Below are 18,863 nucleotides of genomic sequence, written 5' to 3'. Positions count from 1 at the left end.
AGTAACCCATGCACTTCCCTCCACGTTCATCGTAAGAGAGGGTGCGCACCCCGCACACCGAGTGCTAGTCCAGGCCACCTGCCCCTCAGGTCCAGAGTCCCGTGGGCTGGCCAACCAGGGCCGCCCCGGCCTGACCGAACCACCCCTCGGCGGCGGCCGCGTGCTGGCGGAAGGTGTGGATGTCCCGGAAGCGCCGTTGCAGCGACGAGCCGTCCTGGAGCGAGCTGGCACCGCCCGCCTGGTAGCAGGTGCCCACGACCTCGGCCGCCGTCTCCGCCACCCAGGCCAGGGCGGCCGAGACGCGCGGCGCCAGCGCCGGAATGGCCGCGAAGTCGCCCTCGCACGCGGCCCAGAATTCATCGGAGAGATCGCGCAGGAGCGCCCGGGCCGCCCGCACGCTCGTATCCGCGCGGCCGAGGTGCAGCTGGAAGACGGGGGACTCGGAGAGCGGAACGCGGGCGTACATCCGCCGCTTGCCCGTCCCGACGAGCTTCACCACGTCATCCAGCGCGCCCTGGGCGATGCCCAGCGACACCGCCGCCATGTGAAGCGCGAAGTGCAGCAGGGGCGCGACCAGACCCGCGCCCCGCACATGGGGTGTACCGAAGAAGATGTCGAAGGAGCTCTCCTCGGGGCAGAAGGCCTCGCGCACCTCGATGTCATGGCTGCCCGTGCCCTTGAGCCCGAGCGCGTTCCAGGTGTCGAGGATGTGCACCGCGTCGGGCCGCAGGAGCATGGCCCGCGTCCGAGACGTGCCCTCGGCGAGCCCCGGGAGCGGTTGGCCCTCCGCGTGGACGACGCAGTTGCCGAAGAGCCAGTCCGCGTGCTGGCAACCACTGGCGAAGCCCCAACGCCCGGTGACGCGATAGCCCCCCTCCTCCACCGCGGCCTGTCCTTGCGCGTTGAAGCCACCGGCCACGATGACGTCCGGTCCGCCCGAGTAGAGGGCGTCGAAGCGCTCGCGCGACAGGAGCGAGAAGAGATGCGGGGTCTCCGAGCCGATCATCGTCGTCCAGCCCGTGGCCGCGTCCGCCCGGGCGAGCGTCTCGAGGATCTCCATGCCGGCGCGAAGGTCCACCTCGTGCCCCCCGTGGCTCCGAGGCACGAACATCCGGAAGAGGCCCGCCTGCTTGAGCTGGTCGAGCAGGTCCACCGGTAGCCGTCGCTCCGACTCGATGTCCACCGCCCGGGATGCAATCACCGGAGCCAGGTCCCGCACGGCGTCCAGCACCTTCTTCGCCTCCGCGTCCTTCATGTGCTCCTCCTCTGAGTGTAGGCGCGAGCATCCACCAAGGCGGGCGTGCCCGTCTGCCCCAAGGGGTTATATCCTTGACGCCGCGATGACCTCCCCGGCGGATGCCAGTCCCCCCTCCCCCCCTGAAACACTCCCGCTCCCTCCCGGCAGTTCGGGCCTTCCCTTGATTGGAGAAACGCTGGAGTACCTGCGCTCCAGCCGAGCCTTCGCCGAGCGTCGGCAACGCCAGTACGGCGCCGTCTTCCGCTCCCACGTGTTGGGCTCGCCCGCGGCGTTCCTGCTCGGCCCGGAGGCCGTCCAGTGGATCTTCGCGGGCGAGGGCAAGTACCTGAAGAACCGCTGGAGTCCGGGCGTGCGCCGCCTGCTCGGGGCCCACTGCCTCGCGATGCTTGAGGGCAACGAGCACCTGGAGCGGCGCCGCCTGCTCGCGCCCCACTTCAGCTACGCGTCCATGCGCGGGTTCGTGCCCATCATCGAATCGCTCTCCCGGCGGCACTTCGAGCGGTGGACGGCGCGTCCAGGCGACTTCACGCTGTGGCCCGCCATGCGGGAGCTGGCCTTCGAGATCGCCCTGGCGCTCATCTTCGGCCAGGACACCGTGGATCTGCCGTTCCTCATGCACCACTTCAAGGCGTGGACGGCGGGGCTCTTCTCCCCCTTTCCCATCGACCTGCCCTGGACGACGTTCGGGCGGGCCCTCGCCTCGAAGAAGGCGATGATCGGCTACCTGGAGCAGGTGGTCGCCGAGCGGCAGGCCCGGACCGAGCAACCGCCGGATCTGCTGGGCTCGCTCCTCCAGCGCCGTGAAGGCGAGGAGCCCCTGTCCCGAGCGGCCATCGTCGACGAGCTGCAATTGCTCCTCTTCGCCGGGCACGACACCACCGTCACCGCCATGTCCAACCTCATGCTGATGCTGGCCCAGCACCCGGACGTGCTCCAGCGGGGCCGCGAGGCGGTCGCGGGGCTGGAGGGTCCCCTCACCCTGGAGGGGATGCGGGCCACGCCCTACCTCGTCCAGCTCCTCCACGAGGGGATGCGCACCATTCCACCCATTGGAGGCGCCTTCCGCGTCACCACGCGCGACGTGGCCTTCAATGGCTACCGCATCCCCAAGGGGTGGACGGTGCCCGTGAGCATCAAGATGGCGCACGCGGGCGCGAACTGGCCCACCCCCGATCGGTTCGATCCGGAGCGCTTCGGCGGCGAGAACCCCGAGCAGAAGAAGCCCGGCACCTTCATCCCCTTTGGCGGCGGGCCGCGCATCTGCCTGGGCCAGCACTTCGCGATGGTGGAGATGAGCGTGATGCTGATCCTCCTGCTCAAGCACCACGCGTGGGAGCTCGTGCCGGGCCAGGATCTCGAGTACACCCAGGTCCCCTTCCCCAAGCCCCGAAGCGGCATCCAGCTCGAGTTCCGCCGCATCGACGCGGGTGAGCGCCCCCTGGCCGAGCCATGATGCTCGACATTCCAGGCTACAAGCTCCTCGGCACGTTCCGCACGACGGGCGCGAACGTGCTCTTCCAGGCGGTGCGTGAGTCCGATGGCCTGCCGGTCATCATCAAGACGCCCGCCACCCGCTCGCCCGGCCCCCGCGAGCGCGAGCGCTACCGCCGGGAATTCTCCATCCTGCAACGGCTCCGGGAGGTGAGCGGCGTGGTCCGCTCCTACGCCCAGGAGTATGTCCTCGGCCGTCCCGTGCTCATGATGGAGCGCCTGCGGGGCGAGCCCCTGTCGGAGCTCGTGGGCCCGCCCATGGAGGTGCCGCGGTTCCTCGAGCTGGCCCTGTCCCTGGCCTCGACGCTCGCGGAACTCCACCACCATGGCGTCATCCACAAGGACGTCAAACCCGCCAACATCATCGCCGAGCCCACGGGAGGTGCCCGGCTCGTGGACTTCGGAGTGGCCTCGCTCCAGCGGGTGGAGCACCTGGACGCGGCACCGGTCAACCTCATCGAGGGGACGCTCGCGTACATGTCTCCCGAGCAGACCGGGCGGATGAACCGCCTGGTGGACTACCGCACCGACTTCTATTCGCTGGGCGTGACGTTCTACGAGCTGCTGACGGGCAAGCGCCCCTTCCAGGGGCAGGACGCGCTCGAGTGGTTCCACGCCCACATGGCGCAGCGCCCGACGCCGCCCCACGAGCGCGTCTCGTCCATTCCGCCCGCGCTCTCGGCGCTGGTGATGAAGCTGTTGGCCAAGACGGCCGAGGAGCGCTACCAGAGCGCCGAGGGCCTCCGGGTCGATCTGGAGAAGTGCCGCGAGGGAGCGCTCGAGGTCTTTGCCCTGGGCGAGCGGGATGTCCCCCAGCACTTCCAACTGCCGCAGCGGCTCTACGGGCGCGAGTCCCAGGTCGCCGCGCTCCTCGAGGGCTTCGAGCGGGTGCGCCAGGGCGGCGTGGCGGAGCTCATGCTGGTGCGTGGCTACTCCGGCATCGGCAAGTCGTCGATGGTGCTGGAGCTGCACAAGCCGGTGGTGCGGCGGCGGGGATTCTTCCTGAACGGGAAGTTCGATCAGCTCCACCGCGGCATCCCCTACGCGACCCTGGCCCAGGCCCTCCGGGGACTGGTGCAGCAGCTGCTCGCGGGGAGTGACGAGGAGCTGGCCCAATGGCGCGAGCGCCTCCAGGCGGCCTGGGCGGAGCATGGCCAGGTGATGGTGGAGCTCGTGCCGCAGTTGGAGCGCGTCGTGGGCAAGCAGCCTCCGGTCCAGGAGCTGTCGCTCACCGAGACGCAGAACCGCTTCCGGCGCGTGCTTCGCAAGTTCCTCGGGGTCTTCGCCACGTCCGAGCATCCGCTCGTGATGTTCCTGGATGATCTGCAATGGGCCGATCTCGCCAGCCTCCAGATCCTCCAGTACCTCATCACCCACCCGGAGGCGCCGCCCCTGCTGCTCATCGGGGCCTACCGGGACAATGAGGTCAGCCCCACCCATCCCCTGAGGGCGATGTTGGAGGGGGTCGGCAAATCGGGCGCGCGGGTGACCGACCTTCAGCTCGGGCCCCTGAACCTGGATCAGGTCCAACAGCTCATCACGGATGCACTGCCAGGAGCGACCCCCGAGGTCGTCGTCCCGCTGTCGGTGCGGATACACGAGAAGTCGGGCGGCAATCCGTTCTTCCTCGGCCAGTTGCTGCTGGCGCTCGATCACGATGGCCTGCTGACCCGCACGCCCGAGGGCACCTGGCGGTGGGACGCCGAGAGAGTCCAGGCCATGGGCTACTCGGACAACGTCGTCCACTTCCTGGTGGACAAGCTGCGCCAGCTGCCCGCCCCGACGCAACGCCTGCTGGGCCTGGCCGCGTGCATGGGCCATGTCTTCTCCCTTCCGATGCTGAGCACGCTCTCGGACCTGGGCGACATCGGCGAGGTGGAGCGGGGGCTCGGGCCCGCGCTGCAGGAAGGCCTGCTCATGCGCGGCGGCCCGGAGCAGTACCGCTTCCTCCATGATCGCATCCACCAGGCGGCCCATGCCCTCAGCTCCGAGGAGGAGCAGAAGACGCTCCACCTGCGCATCGGCCGCACGCTGCTGGTGACCCTCTCCCCCGAGGAGCTGCACGAGAAGCTCTTCGACGTGGTGAGCCATCTCAACGCCGCGGAGGAGCGGATCGACGATCCCGGGGAGCGCCACCTCCTCGCGAGGCTGAACGCGGACGCGGGCATGAAGGCCAAGGCCTCGATCGCGCATCGCCCCGCCATCACCTACTTCACGAAGGCCTTCTCGCTCATTCCAGGAGACGCGTGGGAGACGAATGCCGCGCTGGCCTTCAAGGTGCTGCACGCGCGGGCGAACTGTGAGCTCATGAGCGGCAACACCGCCGAGGCGGAGCGCCTGGCGGAAGAGCTCCGCGCCCGAGCGAGCAGCCGCGAGGACAAGGTGGCCGTCGCCCTGCTGCGCAATCGCATCTTCGTGGGGACAGGGCGGCACCGGGACGCCGGCGAATGCTCCCTGGAATGCCTGGCGCTGCTGGGCATGCCGCTGCCTTCGCGCCCCACCGCGGAGGAGGCGGCCGCCGCGTCCGACGAGGTCTGGACGTTGCTCGGAGAATGTCCCATCGAGCGCCTCGTCGATCTGCCGCTCATGACCGATCCGGACGAGAAGATGAAGATGGGCGTCCTCCTCGCGCTCTTCTCGTCATCGTTCTTCACCGATCCCCACCTGCTCACCATCAACCTGAGCTGTATGGTCACCCTCGCCCTCCGCCATGGCTTCACCCCGGAAGCCGTGTCCGGGTTCAGCTGGCTGGGGATGCTGGCCGGCGCCCACTTCAAGCGCTACCGGGAGGGGCGTGCGTTGGGAAGGCTCGCCCGCGAGTTCCTCGAACGGCACAACCTGTCCGCGCAGCGCGCCCAGGTGCTCTTCAGCCTGCAGTTCATCGGCTACTGGACCCAGCCCCTGTCCATGACCCAGGAGCTGGCCCTCGGCGGATTCCACCACGCGGTCCAGGAGGGGGAATTCCATGTGGCCTGCTACTGCGGCCTGTCCATCACCCTGAACCGCCTGGCCATGGGTCACAACCTGGACGAGGTCCACCAGGAATCGGTCGTGCGGATGGACTTCGCGCGCAAGGTCGGCGTCCTGGATGCGCGGGACATGATCATGCTCCACCAGCGCTACGTGCAGCAGCTGCGCGGGCGCACGCTCTCGTTCAACACCCTGAGCGGAGAGGGCTTCGACGAGCAGGCCTACGAGGAGTCCCTGTCGTCCCCGCGCCTGAGTGGCTTGCGGGGCACCTATTGGATCTCCAAGCTCAAGTCCCGCTTCATGTGCGGCGCCTACGGGGAAGCGCTCGAGGCCGCGGACAAGGTGGCCGGCCTGCTCTGGGTCGTTCGCGGAAGCATCAACGTCCTGGACTTCCACCTCTACCGGGCCCTGTCGCTGGCCGCGAGCGGCGGCTCCGTGGAGGACATCCAGCGGCACCACCAGCAGCTCTTGGAGTGGGCGGACAGCTGCCCGCACACCTTCCGCGCCCCCGAGCGCCTGGTGTTCGCGGAGCTGGCGCGGCTCGGGGACCGGCCGGACGAGGCCACGCGCGCGTATGAAGAAGCCCTCCGGGTGGCCCGGGAGAATGGCTTCACCCAGAACGTCGGCCTCGCGGCCGAGTTCGCGGCGAACTTCTGGCGCGCACGCCAGGCGCCCACCGTCGCTCTCGCCTTCGCGCGCGAGGCCCTGACGGCGTACCAACAATGGGGAGCCCTGGCAAAGGCCCGGCACCTGGTGGCTCAGTGGCCGGAGCTTCTGCCTTCACGCTCCATCTCGGAATCGGAGTCCACCCGGACGGACTCGACGCAGATCGACGCGCTCGCGGTGGTGAAGGCCCAGCAAGCCATTTCCGGAGAGATCGTGCTGGACCGGCTGGTGACCACCTTGCTGCGGGTGGCCATCGCGAACGCGGGCGCCCAACGGGGAGCCCTGCTGCTGACGAACGGAGACACCCTCTCGGTGTCGGCCGTCGCCGGCCTTTCTCCGGGCGGCGTTGACCCGTCCCAGACGCGAGGCGCTCCGGCCGAGCTGCCGTGGACGCTCATCACCTACGTCAAGCGCACCCACGATCACGTGCTCATCGACGATGCCACCCAGCCCCACCCCTTCTCGTCCGACGAGTACCTGCGGCGAGGCGAGGCGAGATCGGTGCTGTGCCTGCCCTTGATGCGGCGGGAGGCCTTCTCCGGAGCGCTGTACCTGGAGAACGATCTGGCCACCAACGCCTTCAGCCCGGAGCGGCTCGCGCTGCTGAGCCACCTCGCCTCGCAGGCGGCCATCTCCATCGAGAACGCGCGGCTGTACGCGGATGTCCAGCGGGCCAAGGCGGCCCTGCGCCAGGCCAACGACGAGCTCGAGCACCGGGTGGAGGAGCGCACGCGCGAGTTGAAGGAGGCCCAGGCCCGCCTGGTGGACACCGCCCGCGAGGTGGGAATGGCCGAGGTGGCGTCCAACGTGCTGCACAACGTGGGCAACGTCCTCACCAGCGCCGTCATCAACGTGGAGATGATGCGCCGGCACGTGGGCGCCTCGCGGGTCAGCCGGTTGAAGCAGGCGTCGGGGCTGCTCACGGAGCAGCGCGACACCCTCGCGGACTTCCTCACCCGGGATCCGCGAGGCCGCCTGCTCCCGGACTACCTCACCGGACTCTCCGACGAGCTGATCCGCGAGCAGGAGACGTTGATGAGCGATGTGGAGGCGATGAGCCGATCCATCGAACACATCCGCGCCATCGTCGAGGTGCAGCAGGACTACGCCAAGGTGTCGATCCTCGCGGTGGAGTGCGATCTCGCGCAGCTGATCGAAGACGCCCTGCGTGTCCAGCTCGCCTCGCTCACGCGCCACGGCATCGACATCACTCGCGAGCTGACGGTGCTGCCCAAGGTCCAGGTGGACAAGCACAAGGTGTTGCAGATCCTCATCAACCTCATCAGCAACGCGAAGAACGCGATGGACGTGCTGCCCGAGAGCGCGCGCAAGCTGTGCGTGCGGCTCACCGCCGAGGGGACCTGGGCGCGCATCCAGGTGGTGGACAACGGCATGGGGATCGCCCCTGAAATCCGGGAACGGCTCTTCGTGCACGGCTTCACCACGCGAGAGGACGGCCACGGGTTTGGCCTGCACGCGAGCGTGTTGGCGGCGAAGATGTTGGGAGGCCGCCTCACGTTGGACAGCGAGGGCCCCGGCAAGGGCGCCACGGCCACGCTGGAGCTTCCTCTCTCACCAGGCCGGGCATGAATCAGGTCACGGGCAGGGAACGGAACGCCACACCGTCGAACCCCAGGCGCCGACAGGCATCGACGAAGCGCTCGGTGCAGACGATGACGGTGGAGAAGTCCTCCATCCCTTGAGCCCGTGCAGGCCCTCTTCCTGGAGCTTCTCGAGTGCCCCGCGTTGAACCAGCAGCCACCAGGGAACAGGGGTGACGAGCGGCCCGAAACGACCCTGTCCCCTGCCAATGAGTGGTCCAAAGGACGAGCCTGGTTCCACCAGGGCACCAGAAGGTAGGAGTGGGCGTATCAGCTCGCGCAGTCTTTCGTACTCCGCGATGGGCTCGGCTCGGGCTTCCTCGAAGTTGGCGAGAGAGGCCACCGCGGTCAAATCCACCGAGGGGTACGTCTTGGAACCGCCACTCCAGGTCGCCTTGCAGACAGGGCAACAGAGGATGCCAGGAAGCCCCCACTTGTGCTCGCCGTCGACGTCGCCCGTGTAGCTCGAGGACTCGTCCTCCTCGATTCTGAAGTACCTCATCCGCGTGCTCCTCGGCTCAATCCTGGCAGTAGGCCAGAAGCACGCAGACGAGCGTGAGGAGAGTGAGGCCGCCCCGAATCACTTGCTCGTGAAGGTCGCCACGGTCTGCCAGGTGCCATTCCAGCACTGGAAGATCCAGACCATCTCCGAGGGCGCGCCTTGGGGATGGGCCTGAACCACGCGCCCGGACTCCACGGCGGGAAGCCCTATCAAGAAGTCCCCCGCACAGCTCGCCCCCGTCAGCGCGGGCGCCATCTCCGAGGGCGGAATCTCACGGCTCGTCCAAGCCGCCGAGCCCAGCGCCACCCATCCCAGGAGCACACCCCCCACCACTTTCATACGGTCCATGCGTCAGCCTCCAAGAAGGACATCATCACTTCTATCGGCTCGGAGACTATTCCTGATTTGGCGGCTTAGTCTAGATTTACTTGAAATGCCGAAATAATGCCATGACTCTGGAACAGGGTGGCGGGCGCCCGCTCCGAGGGTGATTGCGTCCTGGCCTCTCGGATGACGATGGTCGTCATGACACCCTCGGGAGGTGGGTCATGGCATACCGTTCGGAAATCCCCGGACTCGAGAGTCCCGAACCCACCGCGTCCGGCCTGGAGGAAGTGCTCGACTTCCCGCTCGTCCAGGCACTGCTCGGACGCCGCTCGCGGCGGTTCTTCCTGGGCGCGAGCATCCCCGATGGCCCCATGGCCTTCACCTCGAGCGCCAGGCCCGTGCCCCTCTCGTCACTGGAGCAGATGCTGCTCATCACGGCGGTGGGCGGTAACACGGGCTGGCACTACCTCATCGCCCGCAACGCGCATTACGCGCCCGCCCTGGCCAACTACGCGGGCACCGCGGGCGGACGCACCTTCCCCTCGGCCGCGGGCTTCCACACGAGCGAGCTGTTCTTCACGGACGACACCGGCATCTACTTCGTCGCCACGCGGGACGCACCCGCCCTGGGCGAGCGGGACGCGGACGGGCGGTTGGACCTGAAGGCCCTGCTGGCGGCGCATCGCTCGCGCGTCCGGAAGATCTCCGATCAGCGGCTCATCCTCCCGCCCCGAGCGCCGCACATGGAGGGACACAACACCTGGGTGTCCAACCAGCCGGGCACCACGCTGTTCATCCCCGTGGCGGATCTGGCCCAGCACCATCTCGCCACCCTCTGCTACCTGGTGCAGAACGGCTTCTGCATCACCGACGACTACCACCACCGGCCCATCCCCGGCATGGAGCGCTTCCGCGAGCTGGTCGACGTGGATCATCCCTACCCGCTGTCCTACGTGGAGCAGCTCACCCTGGGCGAGGCCACCGTGGAACTGTCCACCGCGTGCTACGCCGGCACGCTGATGCTGCAGGCCATGGGCCTGGGCGGATGGATGTACGACGGGCTGGATCGCAACTCGGTGCTGGGCGCCAGCGGGGAGCCGGACGCGCCGGGGCTCGGGTTCCGCTACGACACGGATCCCCGCTGGACGCTGCCCAACCCCACGGGGCTGCCCGGTGTCTTCGAGGGATTCTGCCCGCCCCACTATCCGGACATGCGCGCGGCCGTGGAGGCCTTCTGCCAGCGCAAGTTCGGGCGCGGAGGGCCCTTCCACCCGGACACGCCCGGCCCCTACAAGGACACCCGGCGCATCCGGGGCAGCGCCCGCGTGCATGACGAGGAGTTCAAGGCGTGCGTGACGCGGATGGCCCAGTACCTCCACGACACGTTCGGCAAGTTCCCCGCGACGCTGCCGAGCACCTACTGCCTCATGTACCTCCAGGCCCACCACCTGGACCTCGCGTTCTACGATCACTTCTACCAACAGGGCGCCTACTTGAAGACGCATGCCCAGCACATGGAGAAGTGGCACCCGGAGCACTGAGCGTGCGGGCCCTCTGGGACCGAAGCCAGATCGAGACGACGGCGCGCGGACCGCGCGATAAAGTCCCCATGATGGAGTTCGCGGGGTACGAAGTCCGGAGTCTGTTTCAAACGACGACCAACAACCTCCTGTTTCAAGCGGTGCGTGAGGCGGACCGGTTGCCCGTCATCATCAAGACGCCGCGCACGGAATATCCCGGTCCCCGCGAGCGCGCCCGCTACCAGCGCGAATACCACCTGCTGCAGCGCCTGCGAGGGACGACCGGGGTCCTCACCTCGCATGGCCTGGAGATGATCCAGGAGCGGCCCCTCCTGCTGCTAGAGGACGTGGGCGGCACGGCCCTGTCGGAGCGGACGGGCCAACCCCTCGAGCCCTCCCTCGTCCTCTCCATCGCCATCTCCCTGAGCGCCACCCTGGCGGAAGTGCACCGCCGAGGCGTCATCCACAAGGACATCAAACCCGCCAACATCCTGGGCTCGGCGGACGGGAAGGTCTGGCTCATCGACTTTGGCCTGGCCACCTCTCAGCAACTGGAGCACGTGGAGGCCACGCCCGCGGCCCTGGTGGAAGGCACGCTGGCCTACATGTCTCCGGAGCAGTCGGGGCGGATGAACCGGGCGGTGGACTACCGCACGGATCTCTACTCGCTGGGGGTGGTGCTCTACCAATGGCTCACCGGGCAATTGCCCTTCCGGGGCAAGGACGCCCTGGAGTGGTTCCATGCCCACATCGCGCAGGTGCCCGTCCCGCCCGATCAGCGGCTCCCCTCCGTCCCGCCCCAGCTCTCGGCGGTGGTGCTCAAGTTGCTCGGCAAGAACGCCGAGCAGCGCTACCAGAGCGCCGAGGGACTGAAAGCCGATCTGGAGCGGTGCCGGGACGAGCTGCTCCAAGGGGTGAAGGAGCTCTTCCCCCTGGGCCTCCAGGACTTTCCCGCCCGCTTCCAACCTCCCCAGCGCCTCTACGGCCGCGAAGCGGAACTCCAAGCGCTGCTGCGGGCCTTCGAGCGGGTGGCACGAGGGGGAAAGCCCGAGTGGGTCCTGGTGAGCGGCTACTCGGGCATCGGCAAGTCCTCCGTCGTCCACGAGCTGCACAAGCCCATCCTCCAGCGCCGCAGCTTCTTTCTCAGCGGCAAGTTCGACTCCCTGCAACGCGACGTGCCCTACGCCACCCTGGCGCGCTCCCTGAAGGCGCTCGTGCAGCGGATGCTGGCGGGCAGCGAGGAGGAGGTGGCGGACTGGCGCTGGCGTCTGCTGGAGGCCTTCGAGGGCAACGGCCAGTTGTTGGTGGGCCTGGTGCCCCAACTGGAGCAGGTGGTGGGCGAGCTCCCGCCTCCGCCCGAGCTGTCGCTGGTCGAGGCACGGCACCGCTTCAACCGCCTCTTCCAACGCTTCCTCGGCGTGGTGGCCACCCCCGAGCGGCCGCTGGTGCTCTTCCTGGATGATCTGCAGTGGGCGGACTTCGCCAGCATCGAGCTGCTGCGCTACCTCGGCACGCACCCGGAGACGCCTCCCCTGCTGCTGATGGGCGCCTACCGGGACAACGAGGTGAGCGCCACCCACCCGCTGACCCAGGTGCTCACGGAGGTGCGCGAGGCCGGGGGACGGCTCGTGGAGATCCACCTGGGGCCCCTCTCCCTCCCCTGGACGCGGCAACTGGTGGCCGATGCCCTGCCTGGTGCCGCGGACGAGGTCGTGGCGCCGCTGTCCGCGCTGCTCCAGGAGAAGACGGGCGGCAACCCCTTCTTCCTCCTCCAGTTCCTCCAGACGCTCTACCAGGATGGCCTCGTGGCGCGCGGGGCGCGGGGCGGGTGGCGATGGGATGAGGAGGCCGTCCGGGCCCAGGGCTATTCGGACAACATGGTGGACTTCATGGCCGGACGGCTGCGGCAACTGCCCTCCCCGGCCCAGCGGCTGATGCGTCTGGCCGCGTGCGTGGGCCATGCCTTCACCCTGGAGACCCTGGCCCTGCTCTCCCACGAGGAGGGCCCCGAGGTGGAGCGGGGCCTCGAACCGGTCCTCGCGGAAGGACTGCTCGTGGAGACGGGCCCCCAGCACTACCGCTTCCTGCATGATCGCATCCACCAGGCCGCCCATGCCCTCATGAGCGAGGAGGAGCGCGAGGCCACCCATCTGGAAATGGGCCGGCTGCTCTGGGCCCGCCTCTCGCCCGAGGAGCTGCACGAGCGCCTGTTCGACGTGGTGGGCCAGCTCAACGCGGGCGCGCGATTGATGGAGGACGCCGGAGAGCGCACCCGGCTGGCGTGGCTCAACGTCGCGGCGGGCACCCGGGCCAGGGCCTCCGCCGCGTACCGCTCGGCCGTGGGCTACTTCGCCATGGCCTTCGGGTTGATCCCCGGCGACCCCTGGGTGACGGCCCCCGCGGAGACCTTCGCGCTGCGCCTCGAGCAGGCGGACTGCGAGTCGGTGAGCGGCAACGCGCCCGAGGCGCGCCGTCTCGTGGAGGAACTGCTCCCCAGGGCGCCCACGCGCCAGGACATGGCGGCCGCCTACCAGCTCAAGAGCGGCATCCTCCTCACGAGCAATCAAGCCGAGGCCTCCATCTCCTGTCTGCTGGAGTGTCTGGCGCGCTTCGGCGTGGACCTCCCCGCCCGCCCCACCTGGGAAGACGTGACGGCCGCCTACCAGGAGGTGGAGTCCCTGTTGGGCACCCGCCCCATCGAGAGCCTGCTCGACCTGCCCGCCATGACGGACCCGGACATGAAGATCGCCATGGGTCTGCTCGCGGCCCTGACCTGGCCCGCCTTCTTCACCCACGAGCAGTTGCTGGCCCTGCACGTGTGCCGGATGGTGTCCATCACCCTGCGCCATGGGGGCACATCCGAGGCCGCGTCGGCTTTCGTGTGGTACGGCTCGGTGATCACCACCCGCCGCTTCAAGCAGTACGACCGGGGGTATGCCTTCGGCATGCTGGCGAGCGCGATCATCGATCGCTACCCGGACTCCGCCCATCGCGCCAGGACGCTCTTCACCGTGGGCCACCTGAGCCTGTGGGTGAAGCCGCTGTCCGCCGCGATGGAGCTCTACCAGCGGGCCTTCCACGCCGCGCTCCAGGCGGGAGATCTCCAGGCCGCCTGTTATTGCTGCATCTTCATCGGGACGGTCCGCCTGCTCGCGGGCCAGGATCTGGCCGAGGTGTCCCGGGAGCTCGTCGCGCGCGCGGACTTCACGCACCAGGTGGGCTTCCGGCAGACGGAGGACATGATCCGGCTCTCCCATGCCTTCGTGCACCAGATGCGGGGGCGCTCCGCGTCCTTCGAGTCCCTGGACATGGAGGGATTCGACGAGCGCGCGTTCGAGGCCCAGCTGGGCGGCCGCATGGTCTCGTTGCGCTTCTGGTACGGCACCATCAAGGCCCGCTCGCGCTTCATGTGCGGTGCCTACGAGGAGGCGCGCCGGGCCGCGGAGGAGGCCAAGGCCCTTGACTGGACCAACTCCGGACGCATCCAGCTCTTCGACTACCACTTCTACCGGGCGCTCGCCCTGGCCGCGTGCTACCGGGACGCGCCCGAGGCGCGGCGCCAGGAGGACCTGGAGGACATCCAGGAGCACCATCGGCAATTGGAGGAGTGGGCCGCGCACTGTCCGGAGACGTTTCGGGCGCCGGAGCGCACGGTGGCGGCGGAGCTGGAGCGCCTGCTCGGGAAGACGGACGCGGCGCCCACCACCTACGAGGAGGCCATTCAAGCGGCCCGCGAGCAGGGGCTCGTCCACAATGTCGCCGTGGCCAGTGAGCTGGCCGCTCGCTTCTGGATGGAGCGGCGGCTGCCCAGCGTCGCGCGGGCCTATGCCCGCCAGGCGCGCGAGGCCTACGAGCAATGGGGCGCCGAGGGCAAGGTCCGGCACATGGACGCCCAGAGCGCCTGGCTGCTCGGCGGCGGCTCCCAGGATCCGGACTCCGCCAGCCATGACTCGGCCTCCAGCCACCTGGACGTGCTCGCCATCGTCAAGGCCCAGCAAGCCATCTCCAGTGAGATCAACCAGGGCAAGCTGGTGTCCACCCTCATGCGCGTGGCCCTGGAGCATGCCGGTGCCCAACGCGGCGCGCTCCTGCTGGTGCAAGGCGAGGCGTTGAAGGTGGAGTCGCTGATGGACGCCGGGGCCTCCGAGGCGGCCACCCAGGCGCTCCCGTGGACCCTGCTCTCCTATGTGCGGCGCGTCGGCGAGCATGTCCTCATCGACGACACCTCCCAGCCCCACCCCTTCGCCTCCGACGCGTTCTTCTCCCACAGCCAGGCGTGCTCCGTGTTGTGTCTGCCCGTGCAGCGCCAGGAGAAGCTTCACGGGCTGCTGTACCTGGAGAACGCCCTCACCCCCCATGCCTTCCGGCCGGGCCACATCACCCTGCTCCAACACCTGGCCTCCCAGGCCGCCATCTCCATGGAGAACGCCCGGCTCTACGCCGACGTCCAGCAAGCCGAGGCGGCCCTGCGCCAGGCCAACGAGGAGCTGGAGCGGCGCGTGGAGGAGCGCACGCGCGAGCTGAAGCAGGCCCAGGCGCGCCTGGTGGAGACGGCGCGCATGGCCGGCATGGCCGAGGTGGCCTCCAATGTGTTGCACGACGTGGGCAACACCCTCACCAGTCTCGTGGTGGACACCGAGCAGATGCACACGGTGGTCAAGGCCTCTCGCGTGGACCGGGTCTCCAAGGTGTTCTCCCTCCTGGAAGCACACCGCGAGGATCTCTCGGGCTTCGTCACCCACGACACCCGGGGCCGCCAGTTGTTCGCCTATCTCCCGGGCCTCGCGTCCGAGCTGACGCAGGAGCGGGAGCTGCTGCTGCGGGGCCTCAAGGCCATGTCCCGCAACGTCGAGCGCGTGCGCACCATCATCCACCTGCAACAGGACTACCCGAAGGCCACGCTGCTGGTGGAGGAGTGCGATCTCTCCGAGGTGATGGAGGAGGCGCTGCGCCTGCAAGCCGGAGCGCTGCGGCAGGCGGGCGTGCGGGTGATGAAGGAGCTGGCGCCCCTCCCCCGGGTGAAGGTGGACAGGCACCGGATGATCCAGATCCTCCTCAACCTGCTGAGCAACGCCCGGCAGTCCATGGAAGCAACCGAACCCGGGCGGCGCTCGTTATGGCTGCGCCTGAACACGGACGCGGAGTGGATCCGGATCCAGGTGGAGGACACGGGCCAGGGCATCGCGCCCGAGGCGCGCGGGCGCCTCTTCAACCAGGGCTTCACTACGCGCAAAGAGGGCCACGGAATCGGGTTGCACTCCAGCGCCCTCTCGGCGCGCTTGATGGGAGGCAAGCTGACCCTGGACAGCGAGGGACCCGGACGAGGAGCCATCGCCACCCTCGTGCTCCCGTTTCCCTCCCAGTGAAGCTGACCAGAACGGGCCGTCGCTCGCCTGAGCGTGATGCGGGCCCATGGGGGGATGCACCTCGACTTTCCTTTTGTTGGTCCCTCTAGAAAATTTGCCTGTACAACACCGCTCCGAGTGCCGCGGGAACGGAATCCTCGTGGCCGGCTGCGCGTGGGACGCCTCGGTTCATCCGAGGCCGTTGAGCACACGGCATCCCCCTCGTTTCGGCCTTGTCCCGAGGAAATTCCCGGCCGACAACTTCACCAGGATCGAGTCCCACCCGTGTATCGCCACCGTTTGAACCGAGGCCCCTGCGATGTCTGAACGACACTCACGGACCGGCGCCAAGGAGTCCTCGCTGACCGACGAGCGGGCGCGACTTCTCATCGACAGCATCAAGGACTACGCCATCTTCATGCTCGACCCCCAGGGGTACGTGCAGAGCTGGAACGTGGGGGCTGAACGGCTCAAGGGCTATACCGCCCGTGAGATCATCGGGCGGCACCTCTCCACCTTCTACTCCGCCGAGGACATCGCCGCCGGCAAGTGCGAGCTCGAACTGCGGCAGGCCACCCTCGTGGGACGCTTCGAGGACGAGGGCTGGCGCTTGCGCAAGAACGGCGAGCGGTTCTGGGCCAACGTGGTCCTCACCGCCATCCACGACGCCTCGGGCCAGCTCATCGGCTTCGCCAAGGTGACGCGGGATCTCACCGAGCGCCGCGAGGCCGAGGCGCGACTGCGGCAGAGCGAGGAGCGCTTCCGGGTGCTGGTGGACAGCGTGAAGGACTACGCCATCTTCATGTTGGATCCCCAGGGCCGGGTGATGACGTGGAACAACGGCGCGGCCCGCTTGAAGGGCTACACGGCCCAGGAGATCATCGGCCAGCACTTCTCCCGCTTCTACCCGCCCGAGGACGTGGCCAGCGGCAAGCCCGCGATGGAACTGGAGATCGCCATCCAGGAGGGCCGCTTCGAGGAGGAAGGATGGCGCCTGCGCAAGGATGGCACGCCCTTCTGGGCGAACGTGGTCATCTCCGTCATCCATGATGGCACCGGCAAGCTCATGGGCTTCGCCAAGGTGACGCGGGATCTCACCGAACAGAAGCGCGCCGAGGAGGAACGCATCCGGCTCGCCCAGACCCAGGAGGCGGTGAAACTGCGCGACGAATTCCTCGCCATCGCCTCGCACGAGCTGAAGACCCCGCTCACGGCGATCCAGCTCCAGTTGCAGAGCCTGAAGCGCCTGGTGGCCTCCCTCGACGCGAAGGTCGGCACCGGGCTGGATCGCGCGGTCCGCGGCACCCGGCGGCTGTCGGACCTCATCGAGAGCCTGTTGGACGTCTCGCGGCTCACCACCGGGCAGCTCACGCTCCGCCCGGAGCGCTTCGACCTCGTCACCACGGCCACCGAGGTCTCCGAGCGGCTGCGCGAGGCGGCGCTCCAGGCCGATTGCCAGGTCCAGCTCCAGGGAGAACACCTCGTGGAGGGCACCTGGGATCGCCTCCGCATCGAGCAGGTGCTCATCAACCTGCTGTCCAATGCCTTCAAATACGCGATGGGCAGCCCGGTGGAGATCTCCATCACGCGGGAGCTGTCCGAGGCGATCCTCGTCATCACCGACAAGGGCCCGGGCATCCCGGAGCAGGCGCTCTCCCGGCTCTTCGGCAGGTTCGAGCGCGCCGCGCCGATGCGCCACCATGGGGGGCTGGGCCTGGGACTCTTCGTGACCCGGGAGATCGTCGAGGCCCATGGCGGCACCATCTCCGTCAAGAACCAGCCCGAGGGCGGGGCCCGCTTCACGGTCCGCCTGCCGCTGGAGGCCGTGCTGAGACCTCGGAAATGAGCACGCCACTCGAGCGCTTCTTCCACATCCGTGAGCGGGGCTCGTCCGTGGGGACGGAGCTGCGCGCGGGCCTGGTGACGTTCCTGACCATGGCCTACATCCTGCTGGTCAACCCGCAGATCCTCTCGGAAGCGGGGATGCCCGCCGAGGACGTGACGGTGGCCACGGCGCTGGGCGCCGCGTTCGGCACCCTGCTGATGGGGCTCTACGCGAACTTCCCCTTCGCGCTGGCGCCGGGGATGGGACTCAACGCCTACTTCACCTATGGCGTGGTGAAGGGACTGGGCGTGGACTGGCGCTTCGCGCTGACGGCGGTGTTCGTCGAGGGCCTGCTGTTCATCCTCCTGTCCTACGGAGGTGTCCGCACGATCATCCTCCGGGCCATCCCAGCGCCCATCAAGCTGGCCACCACCACGGGCATCGGGTTGTTCCTGGCGCTCATCGGCCTGAGGAGCGCGGGGCTGGTGACGGACAGTCCGGCCACGCTCGTGCGGCTGGGCGAGTTGCGCGCGCCCGTGCCCCTGCTGGCGTTGGCGGGGCTCGTGCTCATCGGCGTGTTGTCATCGCGGCGGGTGAAGGGCGCTCTGTTGATGGGAATCGCGGCGGTGGCGGTGGCGGCGTGGATGCTGGGGGTGGCGAAGGCTCCGGAGGCGTGGATGAGCGTGCCACGGCTGCCGCGAGAGACCTTCTGGGCCTTCGATTTCTCACAGGTGCTGACGGGAAAGTTCCTCACGGTGATGCTGGCGTTCCTGTTCGTGGACGTGTTCGACACGGCGGGCACGCTGCTGGGAGTGGGCCGCGCGGGCGGCTTCCTGAAACCGGATGGAGACTTGCCGGGAGCGGGCCGGGGCTTCATGGCGGACGCGGTGGGGACGGTGGCGGGCGCGGTGTTCGGGACCAGCACGGTGACGTGCTACATCGAGTCGGCCGCGGGCGTGGAGGAAGGCGGACGCACGGGGCTCACGGCGGTGGTGGTGTCGGGGCTCTTCCTGCTGTCGCTCTTCTTCGTGCCCACCCTGGCGGCCATTCCACCCGTGGCGACAGCGCCCGTCCTCGTGGTGGTGGGCGCGCTGATGATGAGCGGCGTGCGCGAACTCGCGTGGAACCGGATGGATGAGGCCCTGCCGGGATTCCTGACGATCGCGCTGATGCCCTTCACGTACTCGATCGCGAACGGCATCAGCGCGGGCATCGTGTCCTACGCGGCGTTGAAGCTGCTGTCGGGACGCCCGCGCGAGGCCCACCCCGTCGTGTACGTGCTGGCGGTCCTGCTGGTGCTGCACTACGCCACGAGCGGCGGCGCCTGAACGACAACACCGGATTTCTCGGTTTTCGTT

9 protein-coding genes and 1 pseudogene are annotated in these 18,863 nt (G+C 68.6%); 6 read left to right on the top strand and 4 right to left on the bottom strand.

Going from position 1 to position 18,863, the window contains the following annotated elements:
- Positions 1 to 85 precede the first annotated feature (85 nt).
- Positions 86 to 1,255 carry an acyl-CoA dehydrogenase family protein gene (locus MEBOL_RS36065; protein WP_095983216.1) on the bottom strand — a complete coding sequence of 390 codons (1,170 nt, stop codon included), beginning with the start codon at positions 1,253 to 1,255 and terminating at the stop codon, positions 86 to 88.
- On the opposite strand from MEBOL_RS36065, the gene MEBOL_RS36060 reads away from it, so the two are divergent.
- On the top strand, positions 1,176 to 2,711 hold the full coding sequence (locus tag MEBOL_RS36060) for a cytochrome P450 (RefSeq protein WP_095981653.1): 1,536 nt from the start codon (positions 1,176 to 1,178) through the stop codon (positions 2,709 to 2,711). The genes MEBOL_RS36065 and MEBOL_RS36060 overlap by 80 nt on opposite strands.
- On the top strand, positions 2,711 to 7,975 hold the full coding sequence (locus tag MEBOL_RS36055) for a trifunctional serine/threonine-protein kinase/ATP-binding protein/sensor histidine kinase (RefSeq protein WP_095981652.1): 5,265 nt from the start codon (positions 2,711 to 2,713) through the stop codon (positions 7,973 to 7,975). Before MEBOL_RS36060 ends, MEBOL_RS36055 begins: the two co-directional genes overlap by 1 nt.
- A 1-nt stretch (position 7,976) precedes the next feature.
- On the opposite strand, the gene MEBOL_RS43410 is transcribed toward MEBOL_RS36055, so the two are convergent.
- From MEBOL_RS43410 to MEBOL_RS36045, 3 genes and pseudogenes are all read right to left on the bottom strand, one after another.
- The gene (locus MEBOL_RS43410; RefSeq protein WP_245919169.1) at positions 7,977 to 8,081 is read right to left on the bottom strand and encodes a double-CXXCG motif protein; all 105 of its coding nucleotides are present in this window, start codon (positions 8,079 to 8,081) and stop codon (positions 7,977 to 7,979) included.
- Positions 8,082 to 8,093: 12 nt separating this feature from the next.
- Positions 8,094 to 8,488 (bottom strand): annotated as a pseudogene (gene sitI6, locus MEBOL_RS36050) (SitI6 family double-CXXCG motif immunity protein); the annotation flags it as partial.
- Between the two features lie 78 nt (positions 8,489 to 8,566).
- Complete coding sequence (locus tag MEBOL_RS36045) at positions 8,567 to 8,836, bottom strand: hypothetical protein (protein ID WP_157823873.1); 270 nt, start codon at positions 8,834 to 8,836, stop codon at positions 8,567 to 8,569.
- A gap of 200 nt (positions 8,837 to 9,036) precedes the next feature.
- Between MEBOL_RS36045 and MEBOL_RS36040 the strand changes: the two genes are divergently transcribed.
- The 4 genes from MEBOL_RS36040 (at position 9,037) to MEBOL_RS36025 (ending at position 18,833) form a co-directional block, all read left to right on the top strand.
- Positions 9,037 to 10,356: a hypothetical protein gene (locus MEBOL_RS36040; RefSeq protein WP_095981650.1), complete on the top strand. Its 1,320-nt coding sequence runs from the start codon at positions 9,037 to 9,039 to the stop codon at positions 10,354 to 10,356.
- Positions 10,357 to 10,424: 68 nt separating this feature from the next.
- On the top strand, positions 10,425 to 15,701 hold the full coding sequence (locus MEBOL_RS36035; RefSeq protein ID WP_095981649.1) for an ATP-binding sensor histidine kinase: 5,277 nt from the start codon (positions 10,425 to 10,427) through the stop codon (positions 15,699 to 15,701).
- Positions 15,702 to 15,999: 298 nt separating this feature from the next.
- Complete coding sequence (locus tag MEBOL_RS36030; protein WP_095981648.1) at positions 16,000 to 17,526, top strand: sensor histidine kinase; 1,527 nt, start codon at positions 16,000 to 16,002, stop codon at positions 17,524 to 17,526.
- Positions 17,523 to 18,833, top strand: a complete 1,311-nt coding sequence (locus tag MEBOL_RS36025; protein WP_095981647.1) for an NCS2 family permease — start codon at positions 17,523 to 17,525, stop codon at positions 18,831 to 18,833. The genes MEBOL_RS36030 and MEBOL_RS36025 overlap by 4 nt, the downstream gene beginning before the upstream one ends.
- Positions 18,834 to 18,863 lie beyond the last annotated feature (30 nt).

Origin of the sequence: Melittangium boletus DSM 14713 (genome assembly GCF_002305855.1) — a bacterium.
Taxonomy (GTDB): domain Bacteria; phylum Myxococcota; class Myxococcia; order Myxococcales; family Myxococcaceae; genus Cystobacter; species Cystobacter boletus.
Note: the sequence above shows the minus strand (reverse complement) of the source record. Positions and strands in the feature narration are given on the sequence as shown.

Bases quoted from the DNA above. Each gene is read 5' to 3' on its own strand.
- MEBOL_RS36045 (WP_157823873.1), bottom strand. From the start codon at position 8,836: ATGGACCGTATGAAAGTGGTGGGGGGTGTGCTCCTGGGATGGGTGGCG.
- MEBOL_RS36040 (WP_095981650.1), top strand. From the start codon at position 9,037: ATGGCATACCGTTCGGAAATCCCCGGACTCGAGAGTCCCGAACCCACC.
- MEBOL_RS36060 (WP_095981653.1), top strand. From the start codon at position 1,176: ATGTCCACCGCCCGGGATGCAATCACCGGAGCCAGGTCCCGCACGGCG.
- MEBOL_RS36030 (WP_095981648.1), top strand. From the start codon at position 16,000: ATGTCTGAACGACACTCACGGACCGGCGCCAAGGAGTCCTCGCTGACC.
- MEBOL_RS36055 (WP_095981652.1), top strand. From the start codon at position 2,711: ATGCTCGACATTCCAGGCTACAAGCTCCTCGGCACGTTCCGCACGACG.
- MEBOL_RS36035 (WP_095981649.1), top strand. From the start codon at position 10,425: ATGATGGAGTTCGCGGGGTACGAAGTCCGGAGTCTGTTTCAAACGACG.
- MEBOL_RS36025 (WP_095981647.1), top strand. From the start codon at position 17,523: ATGAGCACGCCACTCGAGCGCTTCTTCCACATCCGTGAGCGGGGCTCG.
- MEBOL_RS36065 (WP_095983216.1), bottom strand. From the start codon at position 1,255: ATGAAGGACGCGGAGGCGAAGAAGGTGCTGGACGCCGTGCGGGACCTG.
- MEBOL_RS43410 (WP_245919169.1), bottom strand. From the start codon at position 8,081: ATGGAGGACTTCTCCACCGTCATCGTCTGCACCGAGCGCTTCGTCGAT.